Below are 26,258 nucleotides of genomic sequence, written 5' to 3' on the forward strand. Positions count from 1 at the left end.
ACTCAAATTCGGGTCTCCCCTCCTTTGAGTGTTTCCCTTATTCTATTTTAGTGGTCTTTGTTCTTCTCTAAAAACTATTTTTTCTGTTACTTATAAAAAGTGGATATGAACTCACTTTATTCTTTCGATTCTTCTTCTACTTCTTCAATTGATCGTTTCTTCCAGAAGAAGATACCGCCAACTAGAGCGAGTAGCATGGTTCCTAATACAGAAAGGAGTGTGTTTCTAGTCGCATTGGTTTGTGGCAAGTTGCCCATATCTTCTCCAAGAGCGCCCTCTTCATTCAGTTCATTTTCACCACTATTTTCTCCAGGGTTTTCTCCAGCAGCATTTCCGCCAGAATTTTCGTCACCCGCTCCTGGTGTATCTTCTTGACCTTGTTCGACAACTGAGTATCTTCCTTCCGTACTTGTTGTAAATCCGCCATGTGCTTGATCCACTTGGATATCTAAGCCTACCACATTATTACTTCCAAGTTGAGAAGTATCGATCTGTGAATCTTCTTGTAATTGAACGGTGAAAGAATTATTGGAGATCTCACGGCCATTCACTCGGACTGTATCGATCAATGATTTCGGATCAACTCTTTCTGTGCCAATTGCAATCGCTGCTTCTCTTGTTCTGACATCTAATTCGCCTGTCGGCTCAAAGCCATATTCAGTCACATTATAAACAGCAAATTGTCCGCCATAAGTAAAGTTTCTTTCCTGTTCTTCGTGCATCAAGATATTGTTGTTTGCATCTTGATGATACACTTTCACCACATCGCCCTCAACAACTGGGAAGGCATTGCCACTATTAAAACGTGAGATTGCCTGTTGGATCGTTTGTGTTCCTCGAACATCGTATTGGTATTTCGCACGACCATCTTGACCAATGATCTCGATGCCATAGTAGACATTATTATCATCTACTTGTGTCACACGATTATTTAAAATCGTACGATCTGAACCTTGGATCGACTGGATTTCGATTTGACGGCCACTTTTCACTAATCCGAATGAGCCAACTGTTTCATTTTGGCGATTCTTCAGATGGATCGTGCTTCCCCATTTCACTTCATAAGGCACTTCGATATCAGTTGCTGTGACACCATCTGCGGTCGATACTCGAACTGTCACCGATTTATGCCCAGCAGTTTGTGTATCAAATTCATCGATTTGTTCTACATTATATAACGAACTAGACAACTGGTGTCCGTTGAAACGAACTTCATTGATCAGTTTTGTCGCATCCAATTCACTAGCATCCTCACCTAAAACGAGACTTTGATTTTGTTTTTCCGCATGGATCATCGTGATTGGCTCAAATTCACCATTTTGGATACGGTAATGTGCATAATTAGACCCGGCCGTAAAGTTTCTGACTAAGTTATCTCGCATCAGTAAGTTACGATTTTCCGTTTCTGCATGATACACTTTGAAGATATCTCCTTCGTTCACTTCTAATGGTTGCCCATTGTTGAAGCCTTGGATCGCTTGCCTAATTGTCATATGTCCTGTTACTTCATAGCTGTATTTGACATTATTAGGGAACAAGTGGCTTTCAGGTTGTTCAGGATCAGCTAAAATCTCAATTCGATAATACGTATCTCGTCCAAAAACATTATTGACCGCATTATTCAAAATCGTGCCTTGTTCCCCTTGAGTCGCATGGATTTTTGATACGCCATCTTGTTCGACGATACTAAAAGCACCAACTGTCGCATTTTCAAGACCTTTCAACAAGAATGTACTTCCCCATTTCACTTCGTAAGGAATCTCTAATTCCACAGAAGCTAATCCATCTTTCATTTCCATTCTCAAACGAACTTCTCTTTCACCGACCGTCGAAGTATCGAAATCAGATAAACGTTCGATCGTATACGTATCTTCAGCGACAGCTTCACCGTTGATCGTGACTCTATCTAGTAACTCTTCCAACTCAAAGTTAGTGGTATCTTGTGCTAAAACTAGCTCTTTATTAGCTGTATAAGCATCCATCACTGCCATTGGTTCAAAACCGTATGCAGTCACTTCATAGTAAGCATAAGATGAATTATGTGTGAAGTCTTGTTCTTCTTCATTAACCATCAGCACTGAACTTCCTTCTGAACGTTGCGGATGATAGATTTTGATCACGTCACCAAATTGAACGGTTACCGCACGATTCGTTCCAAAATTATCCAAGACTTGTTGTAGAGTTGCTCGGCCTGGCATTTCTTGAGAGTAGACTGTTCGATCGCCACGAATGATTTCCATTGAATAGTACAAGGAAGAGTTAGGGCTTAACTGCTCATTTAGTGGCGAATCAATCCCAGGGAACATGGTTAACTGACGTACCGAGTTATTACTACCTGTTCTTAAAGAAAATGCACCCGCTGCTCCGCCATTCGCCGAACGCATAACGATTGTGTTCCCCCATTTGACTTCATAAGGAACGGTGATTTCCTTAGAAACTAAGCCATCTGTCGTTTCAAACTGAATGCGCAAATCTTTCTTGCCAGCAGTTGACGTATCAAACTCTTCTAATTGCGTCACTCTGTATAGATTTGGAGCTAATTCGATACCATTGACTGTGATATGATCGATCAGATTTGCTCCATTGATTCCTGCCGTGCTATCCCCTAAAGTAAACTCTTGCGGTGATGAATCTGCAGCTACGGCAATAATCGGTTCTAACCCATTATCTGTGATTTCGTAATAGGCGTAGTTTGAACCGATCGTGTAATCACGAACCAATTCATCTTGCATTAGAAGGTTACGTCCTTGTGAGGGACCACGTGGATCTGCATGATATACTTTGATCACGTTACCTTTTTCAACTGGAAGAGGCTGTCCATTATTAAAACCGTTGATGGCATCCCTGATCGTAGAATTACCCGCTACTTCGTATGTATAATTCGTACTAGATCCGCCCATAACTTCGATCGAATAATACGTATCTCGACCAAAATGGTTGTTGACTGGGTTGGCGAGATTCGTGCCGCTTACTCCTTGTGAAGCATAGAGTGCAAATTGACCGTTTTCTTTATGCAAACTAAATGCCCCGACTGTGGCTTCATTTAATCCTCTTAAGACAAAGGTATCTCCCCACTTCACATCATACTCTACTTCGATTTCATTTGAGGCAAGTCCATCTTTCATGTTGATTCTTAAACGCATCTTACGTGTACCGATCGTACTTGTGTCGAAATCAATTAAGGACTCAACATCATATTGGTTACTATCGATTGTCTGCCCATTTATAGTTACACGACCAATCAGACTATTAGAATCAATTGATTTAGTATCTTCACCCAGAACAAAAGATTTTTGAGCTGCTTCTGCTTCCATCTGAGGAACTGGAATAAATCCAGAGTTAGTGACGCGGTAATATGCGTATGCAGAACCGTAAGTAAAATCATGTTCTCTTTCTTCGATCATCACGACTGAACTATTCGCAGTTCTTTCTGGATGGTGGATTCTAATAATATCATTCGCTCGAACATTAACAGTATTTGACGTGTCTCCAAATTCATTCCTAATTTGTTGTAACGTCGTTCGATTAAAGACATCTTGTTGATAAATTACTTGATCGTCTCTTAAGACTTCAAAAGAGTAGTAAAGAGAAAACGGCGAAGTAGCAGGTCCTACAGGAGTGTTCATTCCTGATGGTAATCCACGAGAGACAACTAATGGAATATTGAGCGAGTTTGTGTTGTCTAATAATAAAGAGAACGTACCAGCTGATTCACCATTTGTCGATTTCATGACAATCGATTCTCCCCACAAAACGTTTACTGTAGCTTCTGCAGAGCCTTTGATCATTACACCACTATTCGGATGTCTAGTTTGAACAGTCATCCTAACTGTTTGTTGACCAGCAACATCAGATTGGATATCAGTTGATTCCGCTGGAATGAATTCTAAATTGTTTTTGTTGATTTCAACGCCATGCATCGTCACTCTATCGACATAATCTCTAAAGTTTGAAGCAAAATTAGTATATTGTCTACCAACGAATCGATCTTCTATTGGCTTCAATTGAACATTCAGACCTTCATGTGCCCTTACATTCATTTGAATAGATGCTGTTGCTGTACGATTGTCTTCAGTTGTAACTCTTGCTTCCCAAGTATGTGTTCCGGAGACATTTGTATTCGCTCCATGAATCCATTCTATACGATGTGTTCCATATCCGTTATCTACGTCAAAAAAATCGGAAGGATCTGGCATTAGATCAAACTGGTATATTTCATAATTCCCTGGCCTAGGGGTAATAGAAACGGCATGTGGAACGATCATCATATCAAAGCTACGTTCAGTTGCTCTACCTGTTTGATCACTAAACTCAGCTCTGACAGTTTGTAATCCTGGTATTGATGTATTAGGAGCTTGTGTCCATCGGCCTGTTACAGTACCACGACTATTTTGAACATTTATATACGTTAATGGATTAGGTATATCCGTTGCAAACTGCATTAAACTATGGTTTCCAGATTTAACAGAAGTGGTTAATTGACCAACCACAGATTCCACTGAAGGCAAATTAACACTATATATCTGTCTAATTGTCCGATGAGTACCATTATTATCGAAATGAATTCTTGGGAACACGAAGCTTTCCCCTGCTGACAGAGATTCTTTGGTTAATCGTTTAAAAACGACTTCAATACGATCACGAGTGAAGTTCGCACGAATAGTCATATCCCAATTGCCTGTATTCGAAGTAACTGTTGCCCAGTGGTCCCTGCCTGCCCCCCGATCCCTCATGATATAATCGCCATTTGAGTTAAAGGGATGTGATCGCGAATACCTCACAGGAACATTCGTCACAAAAGTTATTTCTTCTCCAATAAAAAAATTTGAATCGGTAAAATTAATATTATCACGAATTGCTAGCCATTGTGCTATTGGTTCCATATATCTTACCATTCGATTATATCTTTCTGTACCTACAGGCTCTTCTGAAGCACTTGTTGGAATATTTGTTCTTGGATTATTATTTCTAAATAATAACTCGCTTAACAAATCATCTTTTAGGAGATCATCCATAGTTAAACTTGAGTTAGCAATTTTTTCTTCTAATTCCTTAGTTTTTTTCTTTTCGAGTTCTTGTTGTTCACGTTCTTGTTGTTTACGTTTTTCTTGTTCTTTTGTTTTTTCAGCTCTATTTGCTCTGCGAGTTCTTCTAGTTTCTTGATTTGTACTGGAATTTCCAGATATTATAGATTCATTCCTCAATGAACTCATTGCCGTCACTGCCTGTACAACTGTGCCATTGAGATTTCCTAAGGTCAAACCCAGGATCAAGGCACTGTTCAACAGTTTTTTTCTTGTTCTCAAATCATTTCCTCCCTCTTTATCAATCAACAAGAGAAAAAACGTTTATTCTTGAATCATTTCTTTTTGTCATTTTTTCTCTCCATATGATAATCGTTACTTTTTTACTTAAAGGATGTTCGTAGTATCATGAATGTTCCTTGTATAAAACGTTATGTATTTTCCGTTTCTTAATCTTCTTTTTACTATTCACTCCTTTTTCAAATCATTTAGAAAAGCAATGAAAAGCTTTACTGATTCAAGTTTATCGGTCATAGAAAAGACTTAAAACGTCAATTTTTCCCAATCAACTTGGAGAAATTGACAGAAAAAAATCTGTAAGAAAATGAATTATATTCATCAAACTTAACAAAACGCGAGATAACAACGAAAAAGAAGGATCTTCTCAACATTGAACGTGTCAATTTGAGAAGATCCTTCTTTTAAATTACTTAAGTTTAAACGTTACCGATTATTTCAAAGTAGAAGAATTTTTGTATTTATTACAAATTTCCCTTCCTATTATTACAATTTACGAGCAAAGAACGACACGATCAATACTAAAATGATCGCTCCAATCAATGAAGGTACGATTGCCATACCACCAATAACTGGTCCCCAAGTTCCTAATAACGCTTGTCCGATTGCTGAACCAACAAGTCCTGCAATGACGTTTGCGATGATGCCCATTGAAGAGCCTTTATTTGTGATTGCTCCTGCAATTGCTCCGATAACTCCACCAACGATTAATGACCAAATAAATCCCATCTGTATTTCCTCCTATAGTGTCTAGCCGATTTTCTAATGCGACAAGTAGTTTTATTTTAAAAGTTTTGACTCGCTAAGTTTTCTTATTGTACTCTTGGCTCGTTGTCTTCTTTTACTTTTTCTGTTCCTTTGTTTACTGCATGTTTTGCTTTGTCTGTTTGTTCTGAAGCAAACTCTCCAGTTGCTTTTGCAGCATCAGTCACTTTGTCTTGTACAGTCACTTGATCTTGTTCAAATTCTTCTTTTGATTTGATGTCTGTGACATTGACGTTTACTTCAATGACATCTAAATGTGTCATATTTGCGACTTCTTCACTGATGATCTCTTTCATTTGTTTAAAAATGTCTTCAATGTCTTTGCCATATTCAACGACGATCGACATATCAACAGCCACTTGTTTTTTCCCTACTTCTGTTTCGATTCCTGCTGTTTCATTGTCCGTATTGACTAACTTACCAGCTACATTAGAGAAAAATCCTCCGTCAACTGTTAATAGTCCGTCGATACGTTCTAATGCGATCGCAATAATTTTTTGAATGACTTTATCATCATAAGTTACTTCACCGTTCATTGTTTCTTCACTGCCCTTCACTTCATTTGCCTGTTTATTGCATTCGTTCGGTGTTACGTGTCCATCATGAGGTTTTGGGTCATGATGTGGATGATCATGATGTTCTTTTTGATCATGAGCAACCTTTTCTTCTGCATGTGGTACGACTGGATCTGGATGTGCAGATACTGGCGCTGTTTTATTTTTTTCGTCTTTGATTCCTTGCGCTTGGTTTGGTGTTGTTGGATCTGGATGCGCAGATTTTGGTGTATTTCCGTTAGTATTTGTATGATTGTTTTCCATGGTAATGCCTCCTAGGATTTAAAGTAATGTTCTAAAATTCCGGTTCTTTGCAAATACATGCCGATGGCTACGCCAATCGCAGCCATGATCACGATCAGCAATGTTTTGAAAAAACCGACAGCTATCAGTAAAATAGCTAGTATCAATCCAAGCGCGCCACAAATAATTGGGAGCTTGTATGTCGAAAAGATCTCGTTCATTTTCTCTCCCCCTTACTGTACTCGTGATTGTTCGACTCTTTTTGATTGTGGTGAGTCAAAGCCTGTATAATTGACCAATACGTTCACTGGTTCGTCTGTACCGATGATTTGTTTTACTTCACGCTCAATGTCTGTCATTAATGTTCCTGTTTTACCGATTAATGATGACGTGCGTTTTAATTCACCTTTTACTTTTACATCGATTTTATTTTTAGTCGCTTTGATCGTTACTTTCGGGGAAGAAACAAAATCTTCTTTCGTCAAACGTGAACGAACCATTCCTTCAATCGCCTTTTTGTCTAAAGTCAATTCACCGTCACCTTTTTTAAGTAAAAATGAACGGTATGTTTTGGGATAGAACAGTAAGATTAGAATGAGTATCAGTGTCAATACAGCAAAAGCCGCAGTGACCCAAAATACATATTGCTGAACATAAAAATTAGTTAATGACAAAAAGCGGAATTCTTCCAAATTAAACGGCAATGGATATACTGCAGTCAGCAACATAGCAAATACTAATACCGATAGTAAAATGATCAATAAGATTGCCCCTAGCGTTTTCGCTCCTTTGTTCATTGTTTCGCCCTCCTCGCATATTGTCACAGATTATAGATTGATGGCTTCTCCACCTGTAATACCGTAAATTTGTGCAGTGACGTAGCTTGCTTTGTTTGATGCAAGAAAGACATAGACAGGTGCTAATTCAGCTGGTTGACCCGCACGTTCCAACAATGCTTGTTGACCAAATTCAGGTAGATCTTCTTTTGGTTGACCTGCATCTAATTGTAATGGTGTCCAGATTGGTCCTGGCGCTACACCGTTGACGCGGATTCCTTTTGGTGCTAATTGTTTCGCTAAACCGATTGTAAAGTTGGCAATCGATGCTTTTGTTGCTGCATAGTCTAATAAATGTTCACTTGGGTTGAATGCTTGGACAGAAGTTGTTGTAACGATTGCTCCTCCAGCAGGAATATGTGGGATTGCTTCTTTTACTAAAGCAAACATCGCAAGGATATTTACAGTAAACGTATCTTTCACTTGTTCCAATGGAATTTCAGCAATGGATGGAGAAGAGATTTGTTGTGCAGCGTTAAGAACTAAAGTATCTAATCCGCCAAATGCTGCTACAGTTTTTTCAATGATTTCTTTTGGTGCTGCTTCATCACGCAAGTCATAAGGTAATAGTAAAGCTTTACGTCCAGCTTCTTCGATATAATGAGCCACTTGCTCAGCATCTTCTTCTTCACCTGGGAAAAATTGAATAGCAACGTCTGCCCCTTCTCTTGCAAAAGCAATGGCAGCTGCCCGCCCAATCCCAGAGTCTGCTCCTGTAATCAAGACACGACGGTTTTCTAATTGCTCTGTCCCTTTGTAGCTTTCTTCGCCACAATCAGGTACTGGTTTCATGTCCTTTTGTAAAGCAGGTGTTTCTTGGTCTTGTTTTGGAAATTCTTCCGTATGATAAAGTTTTCTTGGGTCGATTAAATTTGGTTCTGTCATGATGATCCTCCTATTTTTTAGTCATAACTATCGTTATAAATTTGGGTAAAAAAACCCATACTATTTACTTTGTATAATCTTTTCTAAATAAATGATAACCTAAAGCCGCAGCCGCTAAGATCGATCCGCCTAATACTAAAAGAAAGCCAGTCGCGGAGTCTTCTCCTGGGAGACCACCGGTATTCATCCCCCAGATACCAGCAATCATTGCAGGAACAGAGATGATCAAGGCCGTAGAATCCAGATATTTCATGAGATGGTTCAGATTATTGTCCATCATCCCATTGAAAAGATCGCCAATACTTTCTAAGAGATCACGATAGATCAATATCATCTTCTCCGTTTGACGTTGCCTCAGATGGACATCATAAAGTAACTGTTCGTCATTCACACGTTCTCTAAATTCGGTTGTTTCCCATAATAGATCCATCGTCTCTTTCTGATCTCGCAAAGTATGATCAATATAAACAATATCTCTTTCTAAATCGGCTTGCTTATAGAGTTCTTCATTTTCTGTCGTTTTTCGAGCTTCTTGATCCAACGAATCAATACGCGTTTTCATTTCTCGAAGCTCTTTGACAAAATGTGTATAAATGTCTAATGCCGCATAAACAATCACCTTTTCGAAAGAATCGATTTTATCTCCATGATGGTCAATCAAATGATCGATAAAATTGGTTTTCTCATCCCGACAAGTAATCAATAAGTCATTTGATAAGACGAAAGACAATGGCGTCAGACGATGTTCGATTTTTTCTTTTTTACTTGAAAGGTTGAGCAGTACTAAGGAAATCGGGTTGTTCAAACTCGTTCCTGAAAGATGTTCTAAACGAGAGACCTCTTCTGGATAAGTCATCCCGACAAATATATCCTCCGGAAGCTGATACGTTCGAGTAACCTTTTCGATTTCCTCAGTATCGCTCGTATCAATCACAAGCCAATTAAAATGTTTTTCATCTGCGGCTATTACTTTCTTGTTTTTATCAATCAAGTAATATTCCAGCATGGTGAATCGTCCTTTCTAGTATGCTCTCAACTAAAGAAGCAATTGTTCAATTTGATGTTATGATCCAACACAGCAATTTCGTTTTCTAGTGAGAAACTATTCAATCGCTGGTCATAATCCATAATCAAAGACTTTCCTAAATAGCATTGCTCGTTTTGAGACGTATAGATATCAAGCGAAGGATGTTCGATCCTTGTTACGTATTGGCCAAATTCTGTAAGAAAAGGAATGATTTGAAAAAAGCTTCCTTTCGCACAGGCGCCCTTATCTCTAAGAAAAGGATCTTTACTATCGATCAATGCAAGGGCTAATTTTGAATGCGTCCCTGCTTTTTCTTTCAAGATATCCATCGCATTTCTAGTCAATGTAATTTCCATATCGCTCATCTCCTCTATATAATAGTAAGTTTTTTCTATTATCGATCAACGACTCAATTCTGTGTTACGTTGAACACGGGCATATAATGGATATTTCGGAAAGTTTTTCACACATCGAAAAGCTGTCATATTTGCATACTTTTCATAGTATTTTTTGCTTTCTCCCTTAAACTCCTCGCTCCATGGTTTGACATGGCCAGAGTAATGGATGATATAAGGGTCGCGACGTGCTTCCTCGTACTCTTTTTCTCCTTGAGCAGTTGGATGTTGTTTTGCTTTCGCCATGATGTAGCCTTGTGCATTCCATTTAGGATGTAACGCGATCCATTGATCATGTAAAATCGCATTCAAGGCATCTTGGTCATGGAAGCGAAGTTTTTCTGGATTGTCTTCGATGAATTTAAGCACTTTTTTAGTAATGTTATGCTCTAACCATTTTTCAACATTGATCAGCATCAACCCTGAGTTAAAGTAACGCATAGAGTCTGCTTCAATTTCCATTTTTTCAAGACGTTGGTGGAAACCAGCATCTTCAACTGCCGCCATGATTGCACCGTTAAACTCAAGATCCCATAATTTGCTGATATCGTTCAACGTGATCATGTCACAATCCATGTAAAGGATACGTTCCACATTTTTCCCTCTAAATAATTCTGGGATCGCAATACGATAGTATGCTGTTTCAGGGATACGATCACTTGTTACTAAGTTTTTGAAGAATTTTTTATTGATTTTCAAAAATTCGACATCTGTATTCATTCGTGAATTCTTTACTGAAAAACGTAAAAGATTTTTGCTTTCCGTATCAATGTCATCATCAATTACGTAAAAACGTACAAACACTTTCGGGTCACTATTTTCTAAAATCGACACAAATAGTGCTGCTAGATGAGGCACAAATTTTGTATTGCAACTTGAAACGACTGCTACTTCTTTTCTTCTATTCATTTACCTCGCCTACTTTCATTAACACGCTATGCGCTAGATTTTTTAGATAGATCTGTGTATAAGGATGATCCTTCAATGTATTCCAAGGCTTATCATGCCCTGTGAAATGAACGATTGAAGGAGCTTTATTCCCACTTTTGTATAGCTCTTCATATTTTTCATCTGGAGCTGGGTGGCGTTCAAAAATCAATGAACATTGCATATTCCATTTTGGATGAAGCTGTTCCCAATCTCCGTACAATACGCCGTTCAATGCGTCTTGGTCATGGTAGATGATCTGATCGCCATTTTCTTTTAAGAATTGGATCGTTTTATCTGTAATATTTTTTTCATTCCATTGATCGATATCGATCACCATGACTCCTGAGTTAAAATAATATTCATCTGAATCGATTCCTAAGCGTCTCAATGCTTTTGTTTGTCCTGGATCGATTACTGCCCCAATTGTTTTACCATTTAATGATTCGTCATATAATGCAACGATGTCATCCAACACTAAAACGTCCGCGTCTAGATACAACACTTTTTTATAATTGTATTTTGCTAAGATTTTAGGTAGAGAAATTCTTAAATACGCAGTTGTTGTAATATGGTCACTGACTAAGAAATCTTCATAGACATCTTTCTCAACAGTCAAGAATTGAATACTTGCATGCTCCGAATGCTGTGCAACTGTCTGGCGCAATCCTTCTTTGCTATATTCTGATATTCCATCGTCGATTACGTAGAAATATATATGTCTCATCTTATTCGCATTTTCCAGTGCCGTTGCAATCATTACGCTTAGATAAGGAGCATAATTTTCATCTGAAGCAGTCACAACCGGTACAGTTCCATACTTAATCTCCATCAAAATCACTCCTTTTTTTAATCTTTTTCTAACCTGTTCTACATCTACAATATGCCTACTTTTTCCTGAAAGCAAAAGATATGCTTTGTTTTTTATGAATATTACCCAAAAATTGACCTTTTTTATGAAAATGAAAACGAAAACATTTGAATTGTTATGCTTTTTTATTCAGCGGTCTTGACCATTTTCTTACCTATATACTTTGCTCATTTCATGAAAAATCTTTTTTGAAAAAATTCAAAGCGCCAAAGCATTTTATTTTTATTTTAGAAGTTTCTCATTTAATCTAAGGATGAGAGAAAAAAGACTAAGGGAGCGTAAAAAGATGAAATTAGCAGCAATCGATCTAGACGGGACCTTGCTTGATTCACAAGGATTAGTCCCACAAGAAAATATCAGAGCATTGAAATCATTCGCATCTAATGGAGGAATCGTTACGATCGCCACAGGAAGAAATAGTATCTCCGCAAAGGATGTCTTTGCACAGCTAGGTATTAGCGGATATTTGATTTCTTCAAACGGTGCATTGATCTCTGAAATGAAAGATGGAAAAATCGATCATGTATTAAGACGATCAAAAATAGAAGTTCCTATACTGAAAAAGGCCTTTTATTTAGCAAAAGAAGCAAAAATATCGATTATTGCAAGTCGAGAAACGCAAGATGATCAAATCACTTTTGACGAATCCGCTTTAGTAAAAGATGATCCTTATTATCAACATTTTAATTTACAAAACCATTCCTTCGAAGAGATTACAGCTCAGCTGGACGATCCTTCATTGAGCTATTTGAAATTAGCGTTAACGGATAAAAATGAGGAAAAACTGCAACATATCCAAGCTGAATTGAAGAAAGAATCCATTGATTCCGTCTTTTCAGATCCACATTTCTTGGAAATCACGCCTAAAGATATTACTAAAGCTCATTCTTTATTATTTTTAACTGAATACTTAGGTTTGACTGCAGAAGATGTGATGGCATTTGGGGATCAAGAAAATGATCTAGCCATGTTGGAATTCAGTGGATTGAGTATTGCTATGGGAAATGCCCAAGAACATGTCAAATCGTTAGCCGATGAAGTGACTACCACCAATGACGAAGCTGGTGTAGCCGACTTTTTGAACAAACATTCTATCTAAGGAGAAATGTCTGATGTTAGTCATAATCGATATGCAAAACCATATTTTAGATCCGAACAGTGAATTTTATATAGAGGATGCAGAAACTTTAGTTGAACGAATCAGTACGCGTTTGAAGCAAGCTCGCTCAGCAAATGAATATGTCCTATTTACCCGTGATATTCCTGTCGATCGAAAAGACGAATCAGAGAGCAAAGATCTCAAAATCATTTCTGAACTCTCCCCTCTGCCGAATGAGCGAGAGATAAAAAAATATTACTTCACCTTGCCGCCAGAAACACTGACAGAAATCAAACATTCCTTATTCGAAAGTAAAGATGAGCAAAAAATAATCGAAGTCGTGGGGATCGAAACCAATCTATGCGTCTTATCAAACACTATTGCTTTGCAAAGCGCCTTTCCAGAAGCTGATTTTATTATTGATTCATCGATGGTAAGTAGCCGAGATCACGAGCCTCTCGCTTTGCAGCTTTTGAAAGATTTCAATGTTTATGTAAAAGAATAAGCTTTTCAAGCTATACTCAAAAAAAGGTGGAATGAAAATTCCATCTTTTTTTTGAGTATTTATTTCCGTTGATAAAAGGTCAAATTTTTAATAACGTTTTTTATCAAAATATTTGTTCAGAATCGCATAACATGCTATCTTTTATTTAGTGAATATAAATCCAGTATATTCTCAAATTTAATAACTCAAAACATCATCAATGCACCAATAAAATATAGCTATGGGAGTTTATTTATTATGTTAGAATTGAGTCGACTTGCCTTTATTTTTCCTGTGTTTATATTTGCACCGATTGTTTTTTCGTTTATCAAATGGACAAAGGAACGTAAAAAAATTGCTTTGGCTAGTTTGCCTGCAATCTATTTTATGTACAAAATATTAAATTACCAGTTTTTTGAACCAACACAGCATTTTTATTTTAATTTAGTCGGATTTATTCTCTCCATAATTTTTATCATCGCATATTTATTTTATTTAAATCGAATAAATAAACACTAAGATTTTAGACGATTATTCAGAGAAAGGTGATGGAAAATGACGATTGAAGAAGCAATTTTATTAGACACGTTGCATTGCCGTTTAAACTTTCTAAAAGAAAAACAACAATTGACTACTCCGCAAGTTGCCGAAAAAGTAAACTTACCGATTGAACGATATAAAAAATACGAAGAAGGAAGTCACATTCCCAGCGTCATCGAGTTAGTATTTATAGCAGACTTTTATGACACGACTGTCGACTACCTGATTGGTCGAACAGAAGCCTCATAACAGTTCGAACATGTCTAGAAGGAAGGAACAATTTTATGCGATTATGGCACCAAAGCTTACTAAGCTCTCTGCCACGCCAACAATTACTAGGACAACATCGCGAGTGTTGTGCATTACGAGGTAATGGTTGGGGCCGAAAACACGCTACTGTAGATTATGTTTTCACCCATTCTCCTTATAAATTATTTCAATACCATTTGTTAGTCATGGAAGAAATGAAGAAGCAAAATTATAAACCGGGTGAAGAATGGTTCGATCCTTTGTATCGCGGGAAAATTTGTGAACCTTATACATCTTTATCACCTGTAGAATGGACCTCTCCACTCTACCCCGAGCATGATCAAATCTATTTAGCAGAATGCGTGGCGAATCTTGAACAAAAAGGAATCGTCTTGTAAAAAAGCGTTATCGATCAAACTATAGCAAAAAGCTCTCGATCTAAGGATCGAGAGCTTTTTTAATCAATTCTCTATTACGTACTCCATCATTGTCCCATCATCAGATTTTACAAATCCAGTTTTTTTGTAAAATTCAGCTGCTTGTTTTCCTCCAGTAATCAGAAATAGATTATTTATTCCTTCTTCTTCCAAAATATTCGCAGTGAATTTCATTAATTTTTTACCAACACCTTGCTTTTGGAGCTGTGCGGCAACATTGAATTCATCAATACAAAATTGTTTCCAATTATCGTAATAATAATCAATTCTACCTAAACACATTGCGATGATCTGTTCATCTTTTTCGACTATGTACCCTCTCGCATTGATGCCACTCATCGTCGCCCGGATCCTAAGCAAGGCTTCTTCCTTTGTCCATTGATTGAACCAAGGGGCTCCACCATACGCAGCAACTAAAATTTCGGAACAAGTAGAATAATCTTCTGGATCGATACTTCTAAAATTCAAATTCAAGCTCATCACTCCTTTAAAAATGATTATAAAAAAACTGTCCTTTCAATGAAAGAACAGTTAAACATAAATGTTTGATTATGCTTTAACGATGTTGATTGCTTGAGGGCCACGTTGTCCATCTTCAACATCAAAAGTCACAGCTTGACCTTCGTCTAATGTTTTGAAACCTTCACCTTGGATAGCTGAAAAATGAGCGAATACGTCATTTCCATCTTCACCAGTGATAAATCCAAAACCTTTGTCTGCGTTAAACCATTTTACTGTACCGTTATTCATATATATTTCCTCCTGATACGTATCAACGTACGTTTATAGTGCAATAAATATTTGATAGGCAAAAGGAGTCTTATAATGATTAAGTTATAGCTCAAATTACGTTTCAAAATAGATTACTTACTTACTATAGCATGGTGATTCAGAAAACACAACTATAAACCCTCGCAACATTTACATCTACCAATCTAATGTAACTTTTTGATTTTTTCATTGAACAAAGGAATGTCTTTTTTCTGATAGATGATTCCCTGATTTTTCATTAGGAATCGCTCACTGATATTCATTAACATTTGTTTGATTCCATCAATGGCTTCTTCTGGAGCAGCCCCTTGTACAAACCAAAAAATAGGTTTCTGATATAACGGTGCTTCTGCGGTATCCAAGCCAGTTTGAAACAAATCCGTCCAACGATCGATAAATGTTTTTAATAAACCCGTCACATCCCACCAATAAATTGGTGTCCCAATGATCAAGACATCCGCTTTCGCTACTACATCCATCACTAATTGAAATTCGTCTATTCCTGTTACTTGTCCTAATTGGTTGATTCGGTAATCAGCTAAATGCAAGACCGAATAATTGATATCAGCTAAGATTTTTTCTCCCCATTTAGCAGTCATGCCGTTTTTATTAGGACTTGCATTGATAAATAAAACATTCATTTTCATTCCTCCCATCTTCTTTCTCTCACCGCAACAACCCTTGTTAACTTAAAAATGAGATATTTTCTATATTAGAACGATTATGATATCAAAACAATACTTTTCTTATTTAAATATAACATTTTTTACATTAATAAAACAAATATTAAAATGGATGATACCAGAAAATCTGTCTATTATTTTTGTTTTTGTAATGATAAAATAATTATTGTTTGTTATCTTTAGTTTATATAATTATAACATTACGCACACTACTTCTTTTCGTCTTTCTTCTATTGAAATGTCACTCTCTAACTGGGTTTGTCGGTTCGAATCCGACATAGAGAATACGGTCAGTTACCGTAAATCGACCATTCACTTTTATTTGGGGGAGCTTTGTATGAAAGTGATCGGTTTAGAAACAGGAGGAAAAAATGGATTTATTGATGTTATTGTTAGGGTTTATGAGTTTGATGATTGGTGTACTATTACCTAGTCTATCAAACAAAAAGAGCAAAAAGAATTGGCAGCGTCATTTGATTTTACTGAGTGCCTTATTCGGTTTTGTATTGATCAGCAGTGCTTGTGGATCTGGAACCGAACAGACTTCCAAAGCGGACACTGCTACAACAGAAACAAGTTCGCAACCGAGCGATGAAGAAGAAGCTGCTGAACAGAAAAAAGCAGAGGAAAAAAAGAAAGAAGAAGAAAGGCTAGCAGCCGAGAAAAAAGCGCAAGAAGAAAAAGCAAAACAAGAAGCTGAAAAGAAAGCACAAGAAGAACAGGCAAGACAAGAAGCTGAAAAGAAAGCGCAAGAAGAACAGGCAAAGCAAGAAGCTGAACGAAAAGCACAAGAAGAACAAGCGCGATTAGAAGCAGAAAGAATTGCACAAGAAGCTGAGCAAGCCCGGATTGCTGAAGAAGCACGTGTAGCTGCTGAACAAGCCGAAGCACAACGAGTGGCGCAAGAACAAGCTGCTGCCGCTGAAGCACAACGAGTGGCACAAGAACAAGCAGCTGCTGCTGAGGCACAACAAGCCCAAGCGAATGAAGGACAAGTCCTTGTCACAAGCACTGGAAAGAAATACCACACCCATAAATGTGGTAACGGCACTTATTATCCAGCAACAATGAGCGAAGCGTTGGCACGTGGATTGACTCCTTGCGAAAAATGTTTTTAAAAAACTTAGTTTATACCGTATAAAAAATGGGGTTCCCCCTATTTTTTATACGGCTTTTTATATACTTTTTTTAGAATAGAAAACAGCATGCAGTCTATCCCCCGCTCCATATAATAATAATTATTATTTAATAAAGATACAGTTGCTTCTATTCATCCATCTGTGCTATAATAACTATGGAATTTCGTTATCAACGTATCGTTGCCTTTCATAAGAACAACAGAAAGGAGAATGACTATGACATTCTATAACAAAGAACTACAATATCGTGTCACTCTTAACACCGATTTAAATCTTTTCGTCGTTTTTGACAAAGAGGATAGCAATCGCGTAGCTACTGGTGTAACGATCGAACAAGCAGTGCAAGAACTTAAAAAATCCGCATAGGAGTGAAACCCCGAATGGACGATTGCAACTCTAGTTCACAATAAAGACACCTACTTGAAGGTCAAAGTAGGTGTCTTTAATTATATGTATCCCCTCTTCGACTCTTATCTTATAAGTCCTCACACGGCGCTCAACATACATGATCCTTTCAATGATGATCTAAGACTAGCAGTATTGAAGCAAGTTATGCTAAAATTTATTTTTATAGAAACATTGTTACTAAGTATGAAATTTAGCGCAAGGAGGTTTAGTGTAGAAAGCAAAATGGATCATCAATGATTTTCTTACTTGTTTTCTCCCTTTTATGGAAAAAAATTTAACCGTTTGGACGCTATTATTATGTTTGATCGTCGGATTAGTCTTGTTAGTTTTCAATTTGATCAGCTGGACAACTTATTTTGTTGTTCTGATCATCGTTGGTGGATTGACTATACTCGAAAAAAAACGTCGATCAAATCAAGAAAAATAAAAGCTTCGATCATTAAAAAAGAGCCGGATCTACTGGCTCTTTTTTCAATATTCATTATGTTTTTCTACCCACCATTACTTATTTTCTTCATTGACTTTAAATTCTATATGAGTCAGTCCTCAGTCAATAAAAACTCTGGCTTCATAGATGATTTCTTCTAATGTTCCCGTTGCCGCTTCTGCTTCGATCGCAAGAACCTTTCCTTTTTTACTAAATATTTCGGGAAACAATTCTGGAAGATTTTCACCATAGTTTTTAGGTGTAAAACGGCAGGCATACTGCCCACTTGGTAAAACTTTGATATTTTCACAGATATTTGTTGTAGGCATGATCTCTAAAAACATATATTGTTGAATATTTTCGTCTGTAAACTCATAGAGAAAACCAAAATCATATAAAGGTTCATAGCCACCTTCAAGCGAACGCTCAAATAATTTTGCCGCTTCTGTATAAAGCGTCTTTTTATTATCAGTGGGCTGATAAGGAAAAACATACAGATATTTCTCATTCATCTTCCGGATATGTTGATTTTTTGAATGTCGATATTTTTTAAGGAGTTCGACCTCCTCTTTCAACGCTTGCATGCCTTTTAAGTTTTGCTGAAGCGCATCGATTTTTTGCTTCATTAGTTCTTCACTATAGGTCAAAAAAGAAAGATAGTCGATTGAACTTTTGGAATCGCCAAATCGGTGCAGCTCTTTTAACGGTATACCGATCTCTACACATGCTTGAATCAGTTCAACTGCACTCACTTGAGCTAATGAATAGTAGCGGTAACCCGAGCTTGGATTGACATACACGGGCAACAGGACCCCAATCTGCTCATAATATCTTAATGACTTAATGTTGACACCGGTGATTTTCGCCAATTCTCCGATAGACAACAGTTCACTTTTTATGTCAGTTTCTCTCATTTCCATTCTCCTACATGTCAGATACGGCTTAGTATCAAGTATTTAGATATTGATTATACCATAAAAAAACGAAACACTTTACATATTTTTGTTATTTTTTAACAAACAAATAAAACAAGAATTGCAATTATTCACATCTGCCCTTCTCCTTTCCTCTTTGTTATAAATGGTGTTTCGAACTATTTCCAATCGGTTCTTTCGTTCTATCTTAAAAAAACAAATATATTCGAACATAGTCTTGTATTATTCATTATACAAAGATATAATATTAATGTGTTTTCGATGATAAACCAAAGAAGATATAATAAAAAATATTTCCAGAAATGAATAGGCTTTCACATCATATTAGTGATTCATCCTTTAGTAACTACTACATATTTACATAGTAGTAAAAATAAATTTTTGGGGGAAGAAAATGAAAAAAATCGTTAGTCGTTCCATTATGTTATTCGTTCTGCTATTTCTAACTGCCTGTGGAAGGCAAATCAGTGTTGATGATTTAAAAGAAAATGATTGGTTGATCGAGGATATGGAGGAAGTAAACGTGATTGCTTCTTTTTCAAATCATGTTATCTCGTTTCGTATCGATCCTTCTTCCTATCAATCGACAGCTACGAATGAATGGGAAGCATTTGGCGAAGAATTAGCAAAATCCATGATCGAAGAATTTGAATTTAAGATCGAATACAGTTTAGAAGGCAATACCATGACTTGGGAAAATGACGAAGGTACTGCCAAATATACAGTATCTAAAGAAGATAAAAATATTATTCTAACACCCGTCGAAGGTAGTGAAACAGATGAAAAACTCGTTTTGAAACCATACGATAAAAGCAAAACAGCAACCTCTTCTACTCGCTCAGACAGCACAGAAACACAAACATCCGAAACAGATGATTCATCACTTGTTGATATCACAGATAACTCGACCGAATTAAGCGACTCGGATAATCTATCAGGCGATTCCGCTTTTGGAAAACGTTCAAATCCTGTTCCACTAGGCACACCGATTACTTTCGATACGGTATATTATGATGATGACTATGAAGACATTGAAGCTAATCTTACAATAACGGTTAGTAACGTGATTCGTGGCGAAGAGGCGTTTAATCATATGGTCAGCCTCAACGAATTCAATGAACCAGCCCCAGAAGGAAAAGAATGGGTGATGTTCGATGTGGAAATGACCGTCAATAAAGGGAGTCAAGATTATCCATACCGCGGGCTTTCCTTATTTGTACCAATTAGTTCTTCCGGTGAAGAGGTCAATCAAGACGAGTATAGTTACTTAGGTAACGAAGAATTTGGCAGTAAAGATCTATACGAAGGTGGATCAGATAAAGGAAAAGTTGCATTACTCGTTCCAATCGGAGATGACACACTGATCGAATTCAATGATTTTACCAATCGACTCTTTTTCAAATTACAATAATCTTTGAAATCAAGCATCGATTGATAGATCTATAAATTAATTACACTCATGCTTATGTGGCTACTTCAATATAGTCGCCTCGCTCTAAGGAATAAACCGTTCCAGCTGAAATCGTCTACTCTATTTTCAGTTGGTATGGTTTATTTTAATGTCCCCTCTCTTCACTCCAATAAAAAAAGAACCAACCTAAGCTTTTACACTTCGATTGATTCTACATCATACATCTTCTTTTGATCACCAAAAAAACTTTTAACAGTTATAGATATAATGGATGAAATCAGACAACTGATGATCGTTTTGAAAAACATTCAAAAAAACTTTTTAAAGTCTCTCAGAATGCGATTCCAGCTTTTCATAAGGAGGTTGATTATTTGCTGTCTTAATTCGCAATCAGTTGATTTGTCTCACGTACGATCATTCGCTCTTCATTCGTTGGTACGACCATGACAGCAACCTGTCCGTCTTCTTGACTGATCATTGATTGTCTTGAATTGTTTCTTTGTTCATCAACTGTTACGCCAAAGAATGACAAGCCTTCGCAAGCTAGTTGGCGAATGATTGGTGAGTTTTCTCCGATCCCTGCAGTGAAGATCAACACATCAAGTCCACCCAACTCAGCAGCATACGAACCGATCGTTTGTTTTACTCGACCACAAAACATGTTCATCGCTAAAATCGCTTTTGGATTTCCTTGTTCAAATGCTTCCTCAATATCACGAGCATCACTGCTGATACCAGAAACCCCTTTGAAACCAGATTCTTGGTTCATCATTTGCTCGATTTCTGCAAAACTCATCTGTTTTTCTCTACCTAGATACGTCACGATCGAAGGGTCGATATCGCCACAGCGAGTGCCCATCATGATCCCTGCTAAAGGAGTGAATCCCATACTCGTGATGACGGATCGTCCATTTTTGATTGCACAAATGCTCCCACCATTTCCTAAGTGACAAGAAATGATTTTTAAGTCCTCCACATTTTTCCCTAAAGACTTGGCAGCTTCAGCCGCCACATATTGATGACTTGTGCCATGGAAACCAAAACGGCGAATCCCTTCTTCTTCATACAAATGATAAGGAATTGGATACAGAAAGTTTTCTTCTGGCATCGTCTGGTGGAATGACGTATCAAACACCGCCACTTGCGGACAAGCTGGCAGATTATTTTTGAAAGCTTCGATTCCCATGATGTTGATTGGATTATGCAACGGAGCTAAATGAGCGAGCGATTTGATTTTTTCTAACGCTTCGTCATCCACTAAGCATGAGCCTTTAAAGAATTCTCCACCATGAGCGACACGATGGCCAACCCCAGTGATTTCTGATAGATCAGCAACGATTTTTTGTTCCAATAGAAATTCTAATAAGAACTTGACTGCATCTTCATGCGTTTCTCCTTCAACAGAGCGTCTGTTTTTAGCTTCGTCTAACGAATACGTCAAATCCATTGATGTCGCCAGTCCGATTCGTTCAAACAATCCTTTGGCGATCATTTTTTCTTCAGGAAACTCATACACTTGAAATTTCAAGGAAGAACTTCCTGAATTGATCGCAATAATTAATTCTTTCAATGCTTTACCCCTCAATCTAATCTTTTACAGAATATTTACTAAAAGCACAGCAATCGTTGCGCCAACGATTGGACCTACTAATGGCACCCATGCGTACTTCCAGTTGTAGTCAGTGTTTTTATTTGGCAAAGGCATCAATGTATACATCAAGCGCGGACCAAGGTCACGAGCTGGGTTGATAGCATACCCTGTTGTTGAACCAAATGAGAATGAGATACCGACTAACAAGAATAATGCGACAACCGGTTGGAATCCTCCTGGGAAGTCTCCTGCTGGAAGTAACAATAAGGTGAAGATAAATGCAAATGTTGCAATGATCTCACTGATCACATTCGCAATTGGTGCATCGATGGCTGGACCTGTGGCAAAGATACCTACCGAGTTCCCTTCATCAGCACCAGTTTCTTTGAAATGCGCCATAAACGAAATAGCGGCAATCAACGCACCTAAGAATGCGCCTGCAAACTGGGCTAAGACAAATGGCACGACCATATTCCACTCAAAAAGCCCGCCAATTGCAAAAGCAATCGAAACCGCAGGATTCAAATGCCCTGGCGAACCAAAATAGCCAGCCGAATAGATCCCTAACATTACGGCAACGCCCCAACCAAATGCAACTAATACCCAGTTAGCTCCAACTGCTTTTGCTAAGGTTTTCTTTAGGTTGATACTACAACCAACACCACAACCGAAAAGTGTTAAGACTAACGTTCCAATAAATTCACCCAATACTGTATTATCCATTTTATGCTCCCCTTTTAAACGATTTTTTGATAGATTTCTTTTAATTGTGCATGATTGAAAGCAATCGGATTCGATTGGAAAGTAAAATCATTGGCAGCATTGGCAGCGACTTGATCGGCTACTCGATGAGCGCTTGACTCCTCAACTTTCCATTCAGCTAAAGTTGTTGGGACTCCAGATTCTTTACTCAATCGTTTGATTGCATCCACTAATTTGATCACGGCCACTTCGTCTGAGAGACCGTTCGTACACAATTTAAGTTTTCGTGACACGTCTGCGTATAAAGCTTTTGCTGTCCAATCTTTGGCATTTGCTAAAATGACATGCGGCAACAACATCGCATTTGCCAAACCATGCGGAACTTTGAAAAGCGCGCCAACTTGATGAGCTAAAGCATGGCAAACACCTAAGCCAGCATTGTCAAAAGCGACACCAGCTAGAGTAGCTGCTTCATGCATTTGCACGCGAGCTTCTTCATTTTGCCCATTTTTTACACACTCGACTAGATTCGAAAAGACAAGACCGATTGCTTTTTCTGCAAGCGCAGAAGAATAATTGGTTCGCCCTTTCGCTACCAAAGCTTCTAATGCATGTGTCAGAACGTCCAATCCACTATAAGCAGTGATCGAAGGCGGACTTGTCAGCACAAAGTCAATTGACAAGATGGCTTCATCAGGAACCAGCTGCTCATCAAATATCGGATATTTGATTTTATTTGCTGTATCGGTGATCACAGCTGCACTAGTCACCTCAGAGCCAGTCCCACTAGTTGTTGGGATCGCCACAAAATAACTGATTGCTTGCTTTGCTACCTTCTGATAGAAATAAATGATTCCTTTAGCAGTATCTAATGCAGACCCACCACCGATTGCGATCACGACAGTCGGTTCAGCCTGCATAGCAATTTGCATCCCTTTCACTACTTTTTCAATTGGTGGATCAGGAACGATCTCGGTAAATGTGATCACACGATTTTTCTGTTCTAAATAAGCAATCATTTCAAGTACTTTTTGATTACTTTTCAAAAAAGGATCAAAAACGAATAGAACGGTTTCATTTGCAAAATGTTCGAACCTTTCTACGATGTTCGTTGTTACAGCAACCTTTGTTTTCATTGACCAATTATTCAAACTGTTTCCTCCTAACGAATCGAAAATCCGTCCGTTAACACACAACGACGTTTTCTAGCAAAATTTCTAGCAGTCGTCGTACATTCGCCGGTTGGTGTTGCAATCGTGAATGTGGTTGGACCTTCTCCACCAAACCCTAATCCTGCAAAAGAAGAACCATTTTTTACAAAGATCGATGTTTGGAATTTCTTCGCTGCAAGGTTCAATCGTTGAATATTTTGCGAATGCATCGTTGCCGTGTGATGACACTTGTTTTCGATTCCTAAAGCCGTCGGTAAGGCTTCATCAAAATCTTTCACTGTCACAATCGGCAAGATCGGCATCAACATTTCTTTGACAACAAACGGATGATTTTTATCTGTTTTCATAATGATCACGCGAATGTCCGCTGATACATTTACACCGACAGCAGCTAAAAGCTCACTCGCATTTTTCCCAACAAACTGTCGATTAGGTGCCCCATTTTCCGCAATCATCTTATCGATCAATCGTTGGATGATTTGTTCATCCCCTACGTAATAAGCCCCTTGTTTTTCCATTTGTAAAATCAAGTAATCAACCACTTGTTCGACAGCAACAACACTTTTCTCTGCTGTACACAAGATGTTGTTATCAAAAGATGCGCCCAAAACAATATCCGCCGCTGCTTTATCAAGGTCTGCGGTTTCATCGACAAGTGAGGGCGGATTGCCTTCCCCCGCTGCAATCGTCTTCTTACCACTCTTCATTGCTTGGCGCACAACACCAGGTCCACCAGTGATCACTAACAATGAGATGTCTGGATGACTCATCAGCTCTTGCGCTGCTTCGATCGAAGGTTTTTCAATCGTTACCACCAAGTTATGGATGCCACAACTTTGATAGATCAATTCATTCAATTTTGAAACAACCCAACCAGAAATGCGCTTTGCCCCTGGATGGACACTGAAATAAATCGCATTTCCTGCTGCAATCATCCCGATTGCATTACAGATCAATGTTTCAGCTGGATTGGTACTTGGCGTCACCGCACCAATCACCCCATATGGAGATAACTCATAAAGTGTCATTCCATTATCACCAGTGACCGCTTCAGTTACAAGATCTTCCACGCCAGGTGTCTTATTGATCGCAAGCGTTAATTTTTGGATCTTATCTTCATATCTTCCCATTTTGGTTTCTTCAACCGTCTCACGAGCAATTGTTTCGATATGTGGCGTCATCCCTGTACGAATCGCAGCAATAATTGCTTTTCGTTGTTCCAATGACAAGTCATCCAAACGTTCTTGTGCTGTTTTTGCAGCTGCAACCGCTGTGTCAACTGTTGGAAAGATCCCGACAGAAGAAGTCGAAGCAGTTGCGGTAGTTGGTTCTTCTAAAAGGATTCCTTGAATCACTTTCATGATTTGTTCTTTTAATTGTTCTTCGCCCATCATGCTCGCTCCTTAAACTTTTTGATTCCTTTTGTTGCAATCGCCATATCTTGATCTGGACGACCACCGCTCACGCCGACACCACCAATGATGTTCCCTTGTCCATCTTTAAGAAGGAAGCCTCCTCCGAATGTCACAAGTTTTCCATCACTTAAGGTTTCTAGTTGAAAAAGCGGCTGGCTTGGTTGTACCAACTCTGTTAGTTCATGCGTATCAGCTTTCATCGAAACAGCTGTATAGGCTTTTTTGATCGCCATGCTTTCACTAACGATCAGTGCATCGTCCATTCGATAGAATTGTTTCAAAGCCCCGTTTTTATCAACGATTGCAATAGAAACAGGTACGCTCAAACAATTCGCATGATCGATACAAGCGTGCACGATCTCTTCAAAGTCAGGTTTGACTTTTGGCTGTTGCACACGTTCTTGATAACGATGAATGATTTTAGTGATCAGCGCTTCTTGTTCCTGTTCATGATCTGCCTCACGGGCAAAAGAATACAAGCAATCCGACAAACGATTAGCAAACTTGCTAAGCTCTGCACGGACTTCTTCGTTTTCCATGAAACGATCAAGTACACGTTCGCCTCGACGACAAACGGTTCGAGCCACATGAAGTTGCGCCCCAGCTAAACTTTTCCCCGGTAAGATAAATTCATGGATCGGTGGTAACTTCGCCGTTTTTTTATCGATCCAAATTTCCAATTGTCGGATATCCTCCATAGAGATCAGATCGCTTTTGTTGACCAATTTATCAGTTTTCGTCGCTGTTGCTAATTCTGCATTCATCTGAAAAAGTTTATTTTGGATCCAGTCTAGCGCAAGTTGGCTTTCCTGGTTTTTCAACATTTTTTGTGCCAAACTGATCTGCGCACAGCATTCATCAAAAGTTCCATAAACTTCAACTCTTAAACTCGCTTTTTTGACTCGTGTCCCATCAAAAAGACTGGTCATTCCTTTATCACCAGTTTTTGTATAGATCGGCATTCTTTTCAC

At 38.2% G+C, this 26,258-nt stretch carries 27 protein-coding genes; 8 read left to right on the top strand and 19 right to left on the bottom strand.

Annotated elements, in window-relative coordinates; genetic code table 11:
• Positions 1-116: 116 nt before the first annotated feature.
• The 10 genes from DOK79_RS13460 to DOK79_RS13505 all read right to left on the bottom strand — a co-directional run bounded on the left by DOK79_RS13460 (position 117) and on the right by DOK79_RS13505 (position 11,785).
• Entirely contained in the window at positions 117-5,306 is a 5,190-nt protein-coding gene (locus DOK79_RS13460; protein ID WP_242543340.1) for a putative mucin/carbohydrate-binding domain-containing protein, read from the bottom strand.
• Positions 5,307-5,807: 501 nt separating this feature from the next.
• Positions 5,808-6,050 carry a GlsB/YeaQ/YmgE family stress response membrane protein gene (locus DOK79_RS13465; RefSeq protein ID WP_153829806.1) on the bottom strand — a complete coding sequence of 81 codons (243 nt, stop codon included), beginning with the start codon at positions 6,048-6,050 and terminating at the stop codon, positions 5,808-5,810.
• Between the two features lie 83 nt (positions 6,051-6,133).
• Entirely contained in the window at positions 6,134-6,904 is a 771-nt protein-coding gene (locus tag DOK79_RS13470; protein WP_206858974.1) for an Asp23/Gls24 family envelope stress response protein, read from the bottom strand.
• An 11-nt stretch (positions 6,905-6,915) separates the two neighbouring features.
• Entirely contained in the window at positions 6,916-7,104 is a 189-nt protein-coding gene (locus DOK79_RS13475) for a DUF2273 domain-containing protein (protein WP_206858972.1), read from the bottom strand.
• Positions 7,105-7,116: 12 nt separating this feature from the next.
• Positions 7,117-7,680 carry an alkaline shock response membrane anchor protein AmaP gene (amaP, locus tag DOK79_RS13480; RefSeq protein ID WP_206858970.1) on the bottom strand — a complete coding sequence of 188 codons (564 nt, stop codon included), beginning with the start codon at positions 7,678-7,680 and terminating at the stop codon, positions 7,117-7,119.
• A 30-nt stretch (positions 7,681-7,710) separates the two neighbouring features.
• Positions 7,711-8,604, bottom strand: coding sequence for an SDR family oxidoreductase (locus DOK79_RS13485; RefSeq protein WP_206858963.1), 894 nt, complete (start codon positions 8,602-8,604; stop codon positions 7,711-7,713).
• A 64-nt stretch (positions 8,605-8,668) separates the two neighbouring features.
• Positions 8,669-9,610, bottom strand: a complete 942-nt coding sequence (locus DOK79_RS13490; RefSeq protein WP_206858961.1) for a magnesium transporter CorA family protein — start codon at positions 9,608-9,610, stop codon at positions 8,669-8,671.
• A gap of 26 nt (positions 9,611-9,636) precedes the next feature.
• Positions 9,637-9,987, bottom strand: coding sequence for an iron-sulfur cluster biosynthesis family protein (locus DOK79_RS13495; RefSeq protein WP_206858960.1), 351 nt, complete (start codon positions 9,985-9,987; stop codon positions 9,637-9,639).
• Positions 9,988-10,032: 45 nt separating this feature from the next.
• Positions 10,033-10,935 (bottom strand): glycosyltransferase family 8 protein, encoded by a 903-nt coding sequence (locus tag DOK79_RS13500; protein WP_206858959.1) that lies wholly within the window; start codon positions 10,933-10,935, stop codon positions 10,033-10,035.
• Positions 10,928-11,785, bottom strand: a complete 858-nt coding sequence (locus tag DOK79_RS13505) for a glycosyltransferase family 8 protein (RefSeq protein WP_206858958.1) — start codon at positions 11,783-11,785, stop codon at positions 10,928-10,930. Before DOK79_RS13505 ends, DOK79_RS13500 begins: the two co-directional genes overlap by 8 nt.
• Before the next feature lie 325 nt (positions 11,786-12,110).
• Here DOK79_RS13505 and DOK79_RS13510 point away from each other — a divergent pair, with 325 nt between their 5' ends.
• The 4 genes from DOK79_RS13510 (at position 12,111) to DOK79_RS13525 (ending at position 14,594) form a co-directional block, all read left to right on the top strand.
• Complete coding sequence (locus tag DOK79_RS13510; RefSeq protein ID WP_206858957.1) at positions 12,111-12,923, top strand: Cof-type HAD-IIB family hydrolase; 813 nt, start codon at positions 12,111-12,113, stop codon at positions 12,921-12,923.
• 13 nt (positions 12,924-12,936) lie between these two features.
• Positions 12,937-13,428, top strand: coding sequence for an isochorismatase family cysteine hydrolase (locus tag DOK79_RS13515; protein ID WP_206858956.1), 492 nt, complete (start codon positions 12,937-12,939; stop codon positions 13,426-13,428).
• Between the two features lie 534 nt (positions 13,429-13,962).
• A complete protein-coding gene (locus tag DOK79_RS13520; protein ID WP_206858954.1) occupies positions 13,963-14,196 on the top strand; it encodes a helix-turn-helix domain-containing protein in 234 nt (77 codons plus the stop codon).
• 35 nt (positions 14,197-14,231) lie between these two features.
• Complete coding sequence (locus tag DOK79_RS13525) at positions 14,232-14,594, top strand: TIGR02328 family protein (protein ID WP_206858952.1); 363 nt, start codon at positions 14,232-14,234, stop codon at positions 14,592-14,594.
• A 63-nt stretch (positions 14,595-14,657) separates the two neighbouring features.
• On the opposite strand, the gene DOK79_RS13530 is transcribed toward DOK79_RS13525, so the two are convergent.
• From DOK79_RS13530 to DOK79_RS13540, 3 genes are all read right to left on the bottom strand, one after another.
• Positions 14,658-15,107: a GNAT family N-acetyltransferase gene (locus DOK79_RS13530; protein ID WP_206858951.1), complete on the bottom strand. Its 450-nt coding sequence runs from the start codon at positions 15,105-15,107 to the stop codon at positions 14,658-14,660.
• A 75-nt stretch (positions 15,108-15,182) separates the two neighbouring features.
• A complete protein-coding gene (locus DOK79_RS13535; RefSeq protein ID WP_206858950.1) occupies positions 15,183-15,383 on the bottom strand; it encodes a cold-shock protein in 201 nt (66 codons plus the stop codon).
• A 185-nt stretch (positions 15,384-15,568) separates the two neighbouring features.
• Complete coding sequence (locus DOK79_RS13540) at positions 15,569-16,045, bottom strand: flavodoxin family protein (protein ID WP_206858949.1); 477 nt, start codon at positions 16,043-16,045, stop codon at positions 15,569-15,571.
• A 413-nt stretch (positions 16,046-16,458) separates the two neighbouring features.
• Here DOK79_RS13540 and DOK79_RS13545 point away from each other — a divergent pair, with 413 nt between their 5' ends.
• The 3 genes from DOK79_RS13545 (at position 16,459) to DOK79_RS13555 (ending at position 18,061) form a co-directional block, all read left to right on the top strand.
• Positions 16,459-17,205 (top strand): hypothetical protein, encoded by a 747-nt coding sequence (locus DOK79_RS13545; RefSeq protein WP_206858947.1) that lies wholly within the window; start codon positions 16,459-16,461, stop codon positions 17,203-17,205.
• Positions 17,206-17,442: 237 nt separating this feature from the next.
• Positions 17,443-17,592: a hypothetical protein gene (locus DOK79_RS13550; RefSeq protein ID WP_010735353.1), complete on the top strand. Its 150-nt coding sequence runs from the start codon at positions 17,443-17,445 to the stop codon at positions 17,590-17,592.
• Between the two features lie 304 nt (positions 17,593-17,896).
• Complete coding sequence (locus DOK79_RS13555; protein WP_206858946.1) at positions 17,897-18,061, top strand: hypothetical protein; 165 nt, start codon at positions 17,897-17,899, stop codon at positions 18,059-18,061.
• A gap of 119 nt (positions 18,062-18,180) precedes the next feature.
• Here the strand turns inward: DOK79_RS13555 and DOK79_RS13560 are convergent, their stop codons facing one another.
• Positions 18,181-18,975: a MerR family transcriptional regulator gene (locus DOK79_RS13560; RefSeq protein WP_206858944.1), complete on the bottom strand. Its 795-nt coding sequence runs from the start codon at positions 18,973-18,975 to the stop codon at positions 18,181-18,183.
• 415 nt (positions 18,976-19,390) lie between these two features.
• On the opposite strand from DOK79_RS13560, the gene DOK79_RS13565 reads away from it, so the two are divergent.
• Positions 19,391-20,407, top strand: a complete 1,017-nt coding sequence (locus DOK79_RS13565; RefSeq protein ID WP_242543339.1) for a hypothetical protein — start codon at positions 19,391-19,393, stop codon at positions 20,405-20,407.
• 379 nt (positions 20,408-20,786) lie between these two features.
• Here the strand turns inward: DOK79_RS13565 and DOK79_RS13570 are convergent, their stop codons facing one another.
• Genes DOK79_RS13570 through DOK79_RS13590 form a run of 5 tightly spaced genes read right to left on the bottom strand, consistent with a single transcriptional unit; the run spans position 20,787 to position 26,249 of the window.
• Entirely contained in the window at positions 20,787-21,977 is a 1,191-nt protein-coding gene (locus DOK79_RS13570) for an acetate/propionate family kinase (RefSeq protein WP_206858943.1), read from the bottom strand.
• Between the two features lie 24 nt (positions 21,978-22,001).
• On the bottom strand, positions 22,002-22,721 hold the full coding sequence (locus tag DOK79_RS13575; RefSeq protein WP_086334715.1) for an MIP/aquaporin family protein: 720 nt from the start codon (positions 22,719-22,721) through the stop codon (positions 22,002-22,004).
• Positions 22,722-22,735: 14 nt separating this feature from the next.
• Positions 22,736-23,851, bottom strand: a complete 1,116-nt coding sequence (locus tag DOK79_RS13580) for a 1-propanol dehydrogenase PduQ (RefSeq protein WP_242543338.1) — start codon at positions 23,849-23,851, stop codon at positions 22,736-22,738.
• Between the two features lie 11 nt (positions 23,852-23,862).
• On the bottom strand, positions 23,863-25,263 hold the full coding sequence (locus DOK79_RS13585; RefSeq protein ID WP_206858942.1) for an aldehyde dehydrogenase family protein: 1,401 nt from the start codon (positions 25,261-25,263) through the stop codon (positions 23,863-23,865).
• Complete coding sequence (locus tag DOK79_RS13590) at positions 25,263-26,249, bottom strand: cob(I)yrinic acid a,c-diamide adenosyltransferase (RefSeq protein WP_206858941.1); 987 nt, start codon at positions 26,247-26,249, stop codon at positions 25,263-25,265. The genes DOK79_RS13585 and DOK79_RS13590 overlap by 1 nt, the downstream gene beginning before the upstream one ends.
• Positions 26,250-26,258 lie beyond the last annotated feature (9 nt).

The organism is Enterococcus sp. DIV1094 (assembly GCF_017316305.2).
Classification (GTDB): Bacteria; Bacillota; Bacilli; order Lactobacillales; family Enterococcaceae; genus Enterococcus_B; species Enterococcus_B mangumiae.

What these genes read in the sequence shown, in the direction of transcription:
- DOK79_RS13515 (WP_206858956.1), top strand. Translation starts at nt 12,937, where the DNA reads ATGTTAGTCATAATCGATATGCAAAACCATATTTTAGATCCGAACAGT.
- DOK79_RS13555 (WP_206858946.1), top strand. Translation starts at nt 17,897, where the DNA reads ATGGAAAAAAATTTAACCGTTTGGACGCTATTATTATGTTTGATCGTC.
- amaP (WP_206858970.1), bottom strand. Translation starts at nt 7,680, where the DNA reads ATGAACAAAGGAGCGAAAACGCTAGGGGCAATCTTATTGATCATTTTA.
- DOK79_RS13560 (WP_206858944.1), bottom strand. Translation starts at nt 18,975, where the DNA reads ATGAGAGAAACTGACATAAAAAGTGAACTGTTGTCTATCGGAGAATTG.
- DOK79_RS13495 (WP_206858960.1), bottom strand. Translation starts at nt 9,987, where the DNA reads ATGGAAATTACATTGACTAGAAATGCGATGGATATCTTGAAAGAAAAA.
- DOK79_RS13475 (WP_206858972.1), bottom strand. Translation starts at nt 7,104, where the DNA reads ATGAACGAGATCTTTTCGACATACAAGCTCCCAATTATTTGTGGCGCG.
- DOK79_RS13540 (WP_206858949.1), bottom strand. Translation starts at nt 16,045, where the DNA reads ATGAATGTTTTATTTATCAATGCAAGTCCTAATAAAAACGGCATGACT.
- DOK79_RS13505 (WP_206858958.1), bottom strand. Translation starts at nt 11,785, where the DNA reads ATGGAGATTAAGTATGGAACTGTACCGGTTGTGACTGCTTCAGATGAA.
- DOK79_RS13550 (WP_010735353.1), top strand. Translation starts at nt 17,443, where the DNA reads ATGACATTCTATAACAAAGAACTACAATATCGTGTCACTCTTAACACC.
- DOK79_RS13590 (WP_206858941.1), bottom strand. Translation starts at nt 26,249, where the DNA reads ATGCCGATCTATACAAAAACTGGTGATAAAGGAATGACCAGTCTTTTT.
- DOK79_RS13490 (WP_206858961.1), bottom strand. Translation starts at nt 9,610, where the DNA reads ATGCTGGAATATTACTTGATTGATAAAAACAAGAAAGTAATAGCCGCA.
- DOK79_RS13575 (WP_086334715.1), bottom strand. Translation starts at nt 22,721, where the DNA reads ATGGATAATACAGTATTGGGTGAATTTATTGGAACGTTAGTCTTAACA.
- DOK79_RS13520 (WP_206858954.1), top strand. Translation starts at nt 13,963, where the DNA reads ATGACGATTGAAGAAGCAATTTTATTAGACACGTTGCATTGCCGTTTA.
- DOK79_RS13500 (WP_206858959.1), bottom strand. Translation starts at nt 10,935, where the DNA reads ATGAATAGAAGAAAAGAAGTAGCAGTCGTTTCAAGTTGCAATACAAAA.
- DOK79_RS13585 (WP_206858942.1), bottom strand. Translation starts at nt 25,263, where the DNA reads ATGGGCGAAGAACAATTAAAAGAACAAATCATGAAAGTGATTCAAGGA.
- DOK79_RS13525 (WP_206858952.1), top strand. Translation starts at nt 14,232, where the DNA reads ATGCGATTATGGCACCAAAGCTTACTAAGCTCTCTGCCACGCCAACAA.
- DOK79_RS13470 (WP_206858974.1), bottom strand. Translation starts at nt 6,904, where the DNA reads ATGGAAAACAATCATACAAATACTAACGGAAATACACCAAAATCTGCG.
- DOK79_RS13510 (WP_206858957.1), top strand. Translation starts at nt 12,111, where the DNA reads ATGAAATTAGCAGCAATCGATCTAGACGGGACCTTGCTTGATTCACAA.
- DOK79_RS13565 (WP_242543339.1), top strand. Translation starts at nt 19,391, where the DNA reads ATGAAAAAAATCGTTAGTCGTTCCATTATGTTATTCGTTCTGCTATTT.
- DOK79_RS13465 (WP_153829806.1), bottom strand. Translation starts at nt 6,050, where the DNA reads ATGGGATTTATTTGGTCATTAATCGTTGGTGGAGTTATCGGAGCAATT.
- DOK79_RS13535 (WP_206858950.1), bottom strand. Translation starts at nt 15,383, where the DNA reads ATGAATAACGGTACAGTAAAATGGTTTAACGCAGACAAAGGTTTTGGA.
- DOK79_RS13545 (WP_206858947.1), top strand. Translation starts at nt 16,459, where the DNA reads ATGGATTTATTGATGTTATTGTTAGGGTTTATGAGTTTGATGATTGGT.
- DOK79_RS13485 (WP_206858963.1), bottom strand. Translation starts at nt 8,604, where the DNA reads ATGACAGAACCAAATTTAATCGACCCAAGAAAACTTTATCATACGGAA.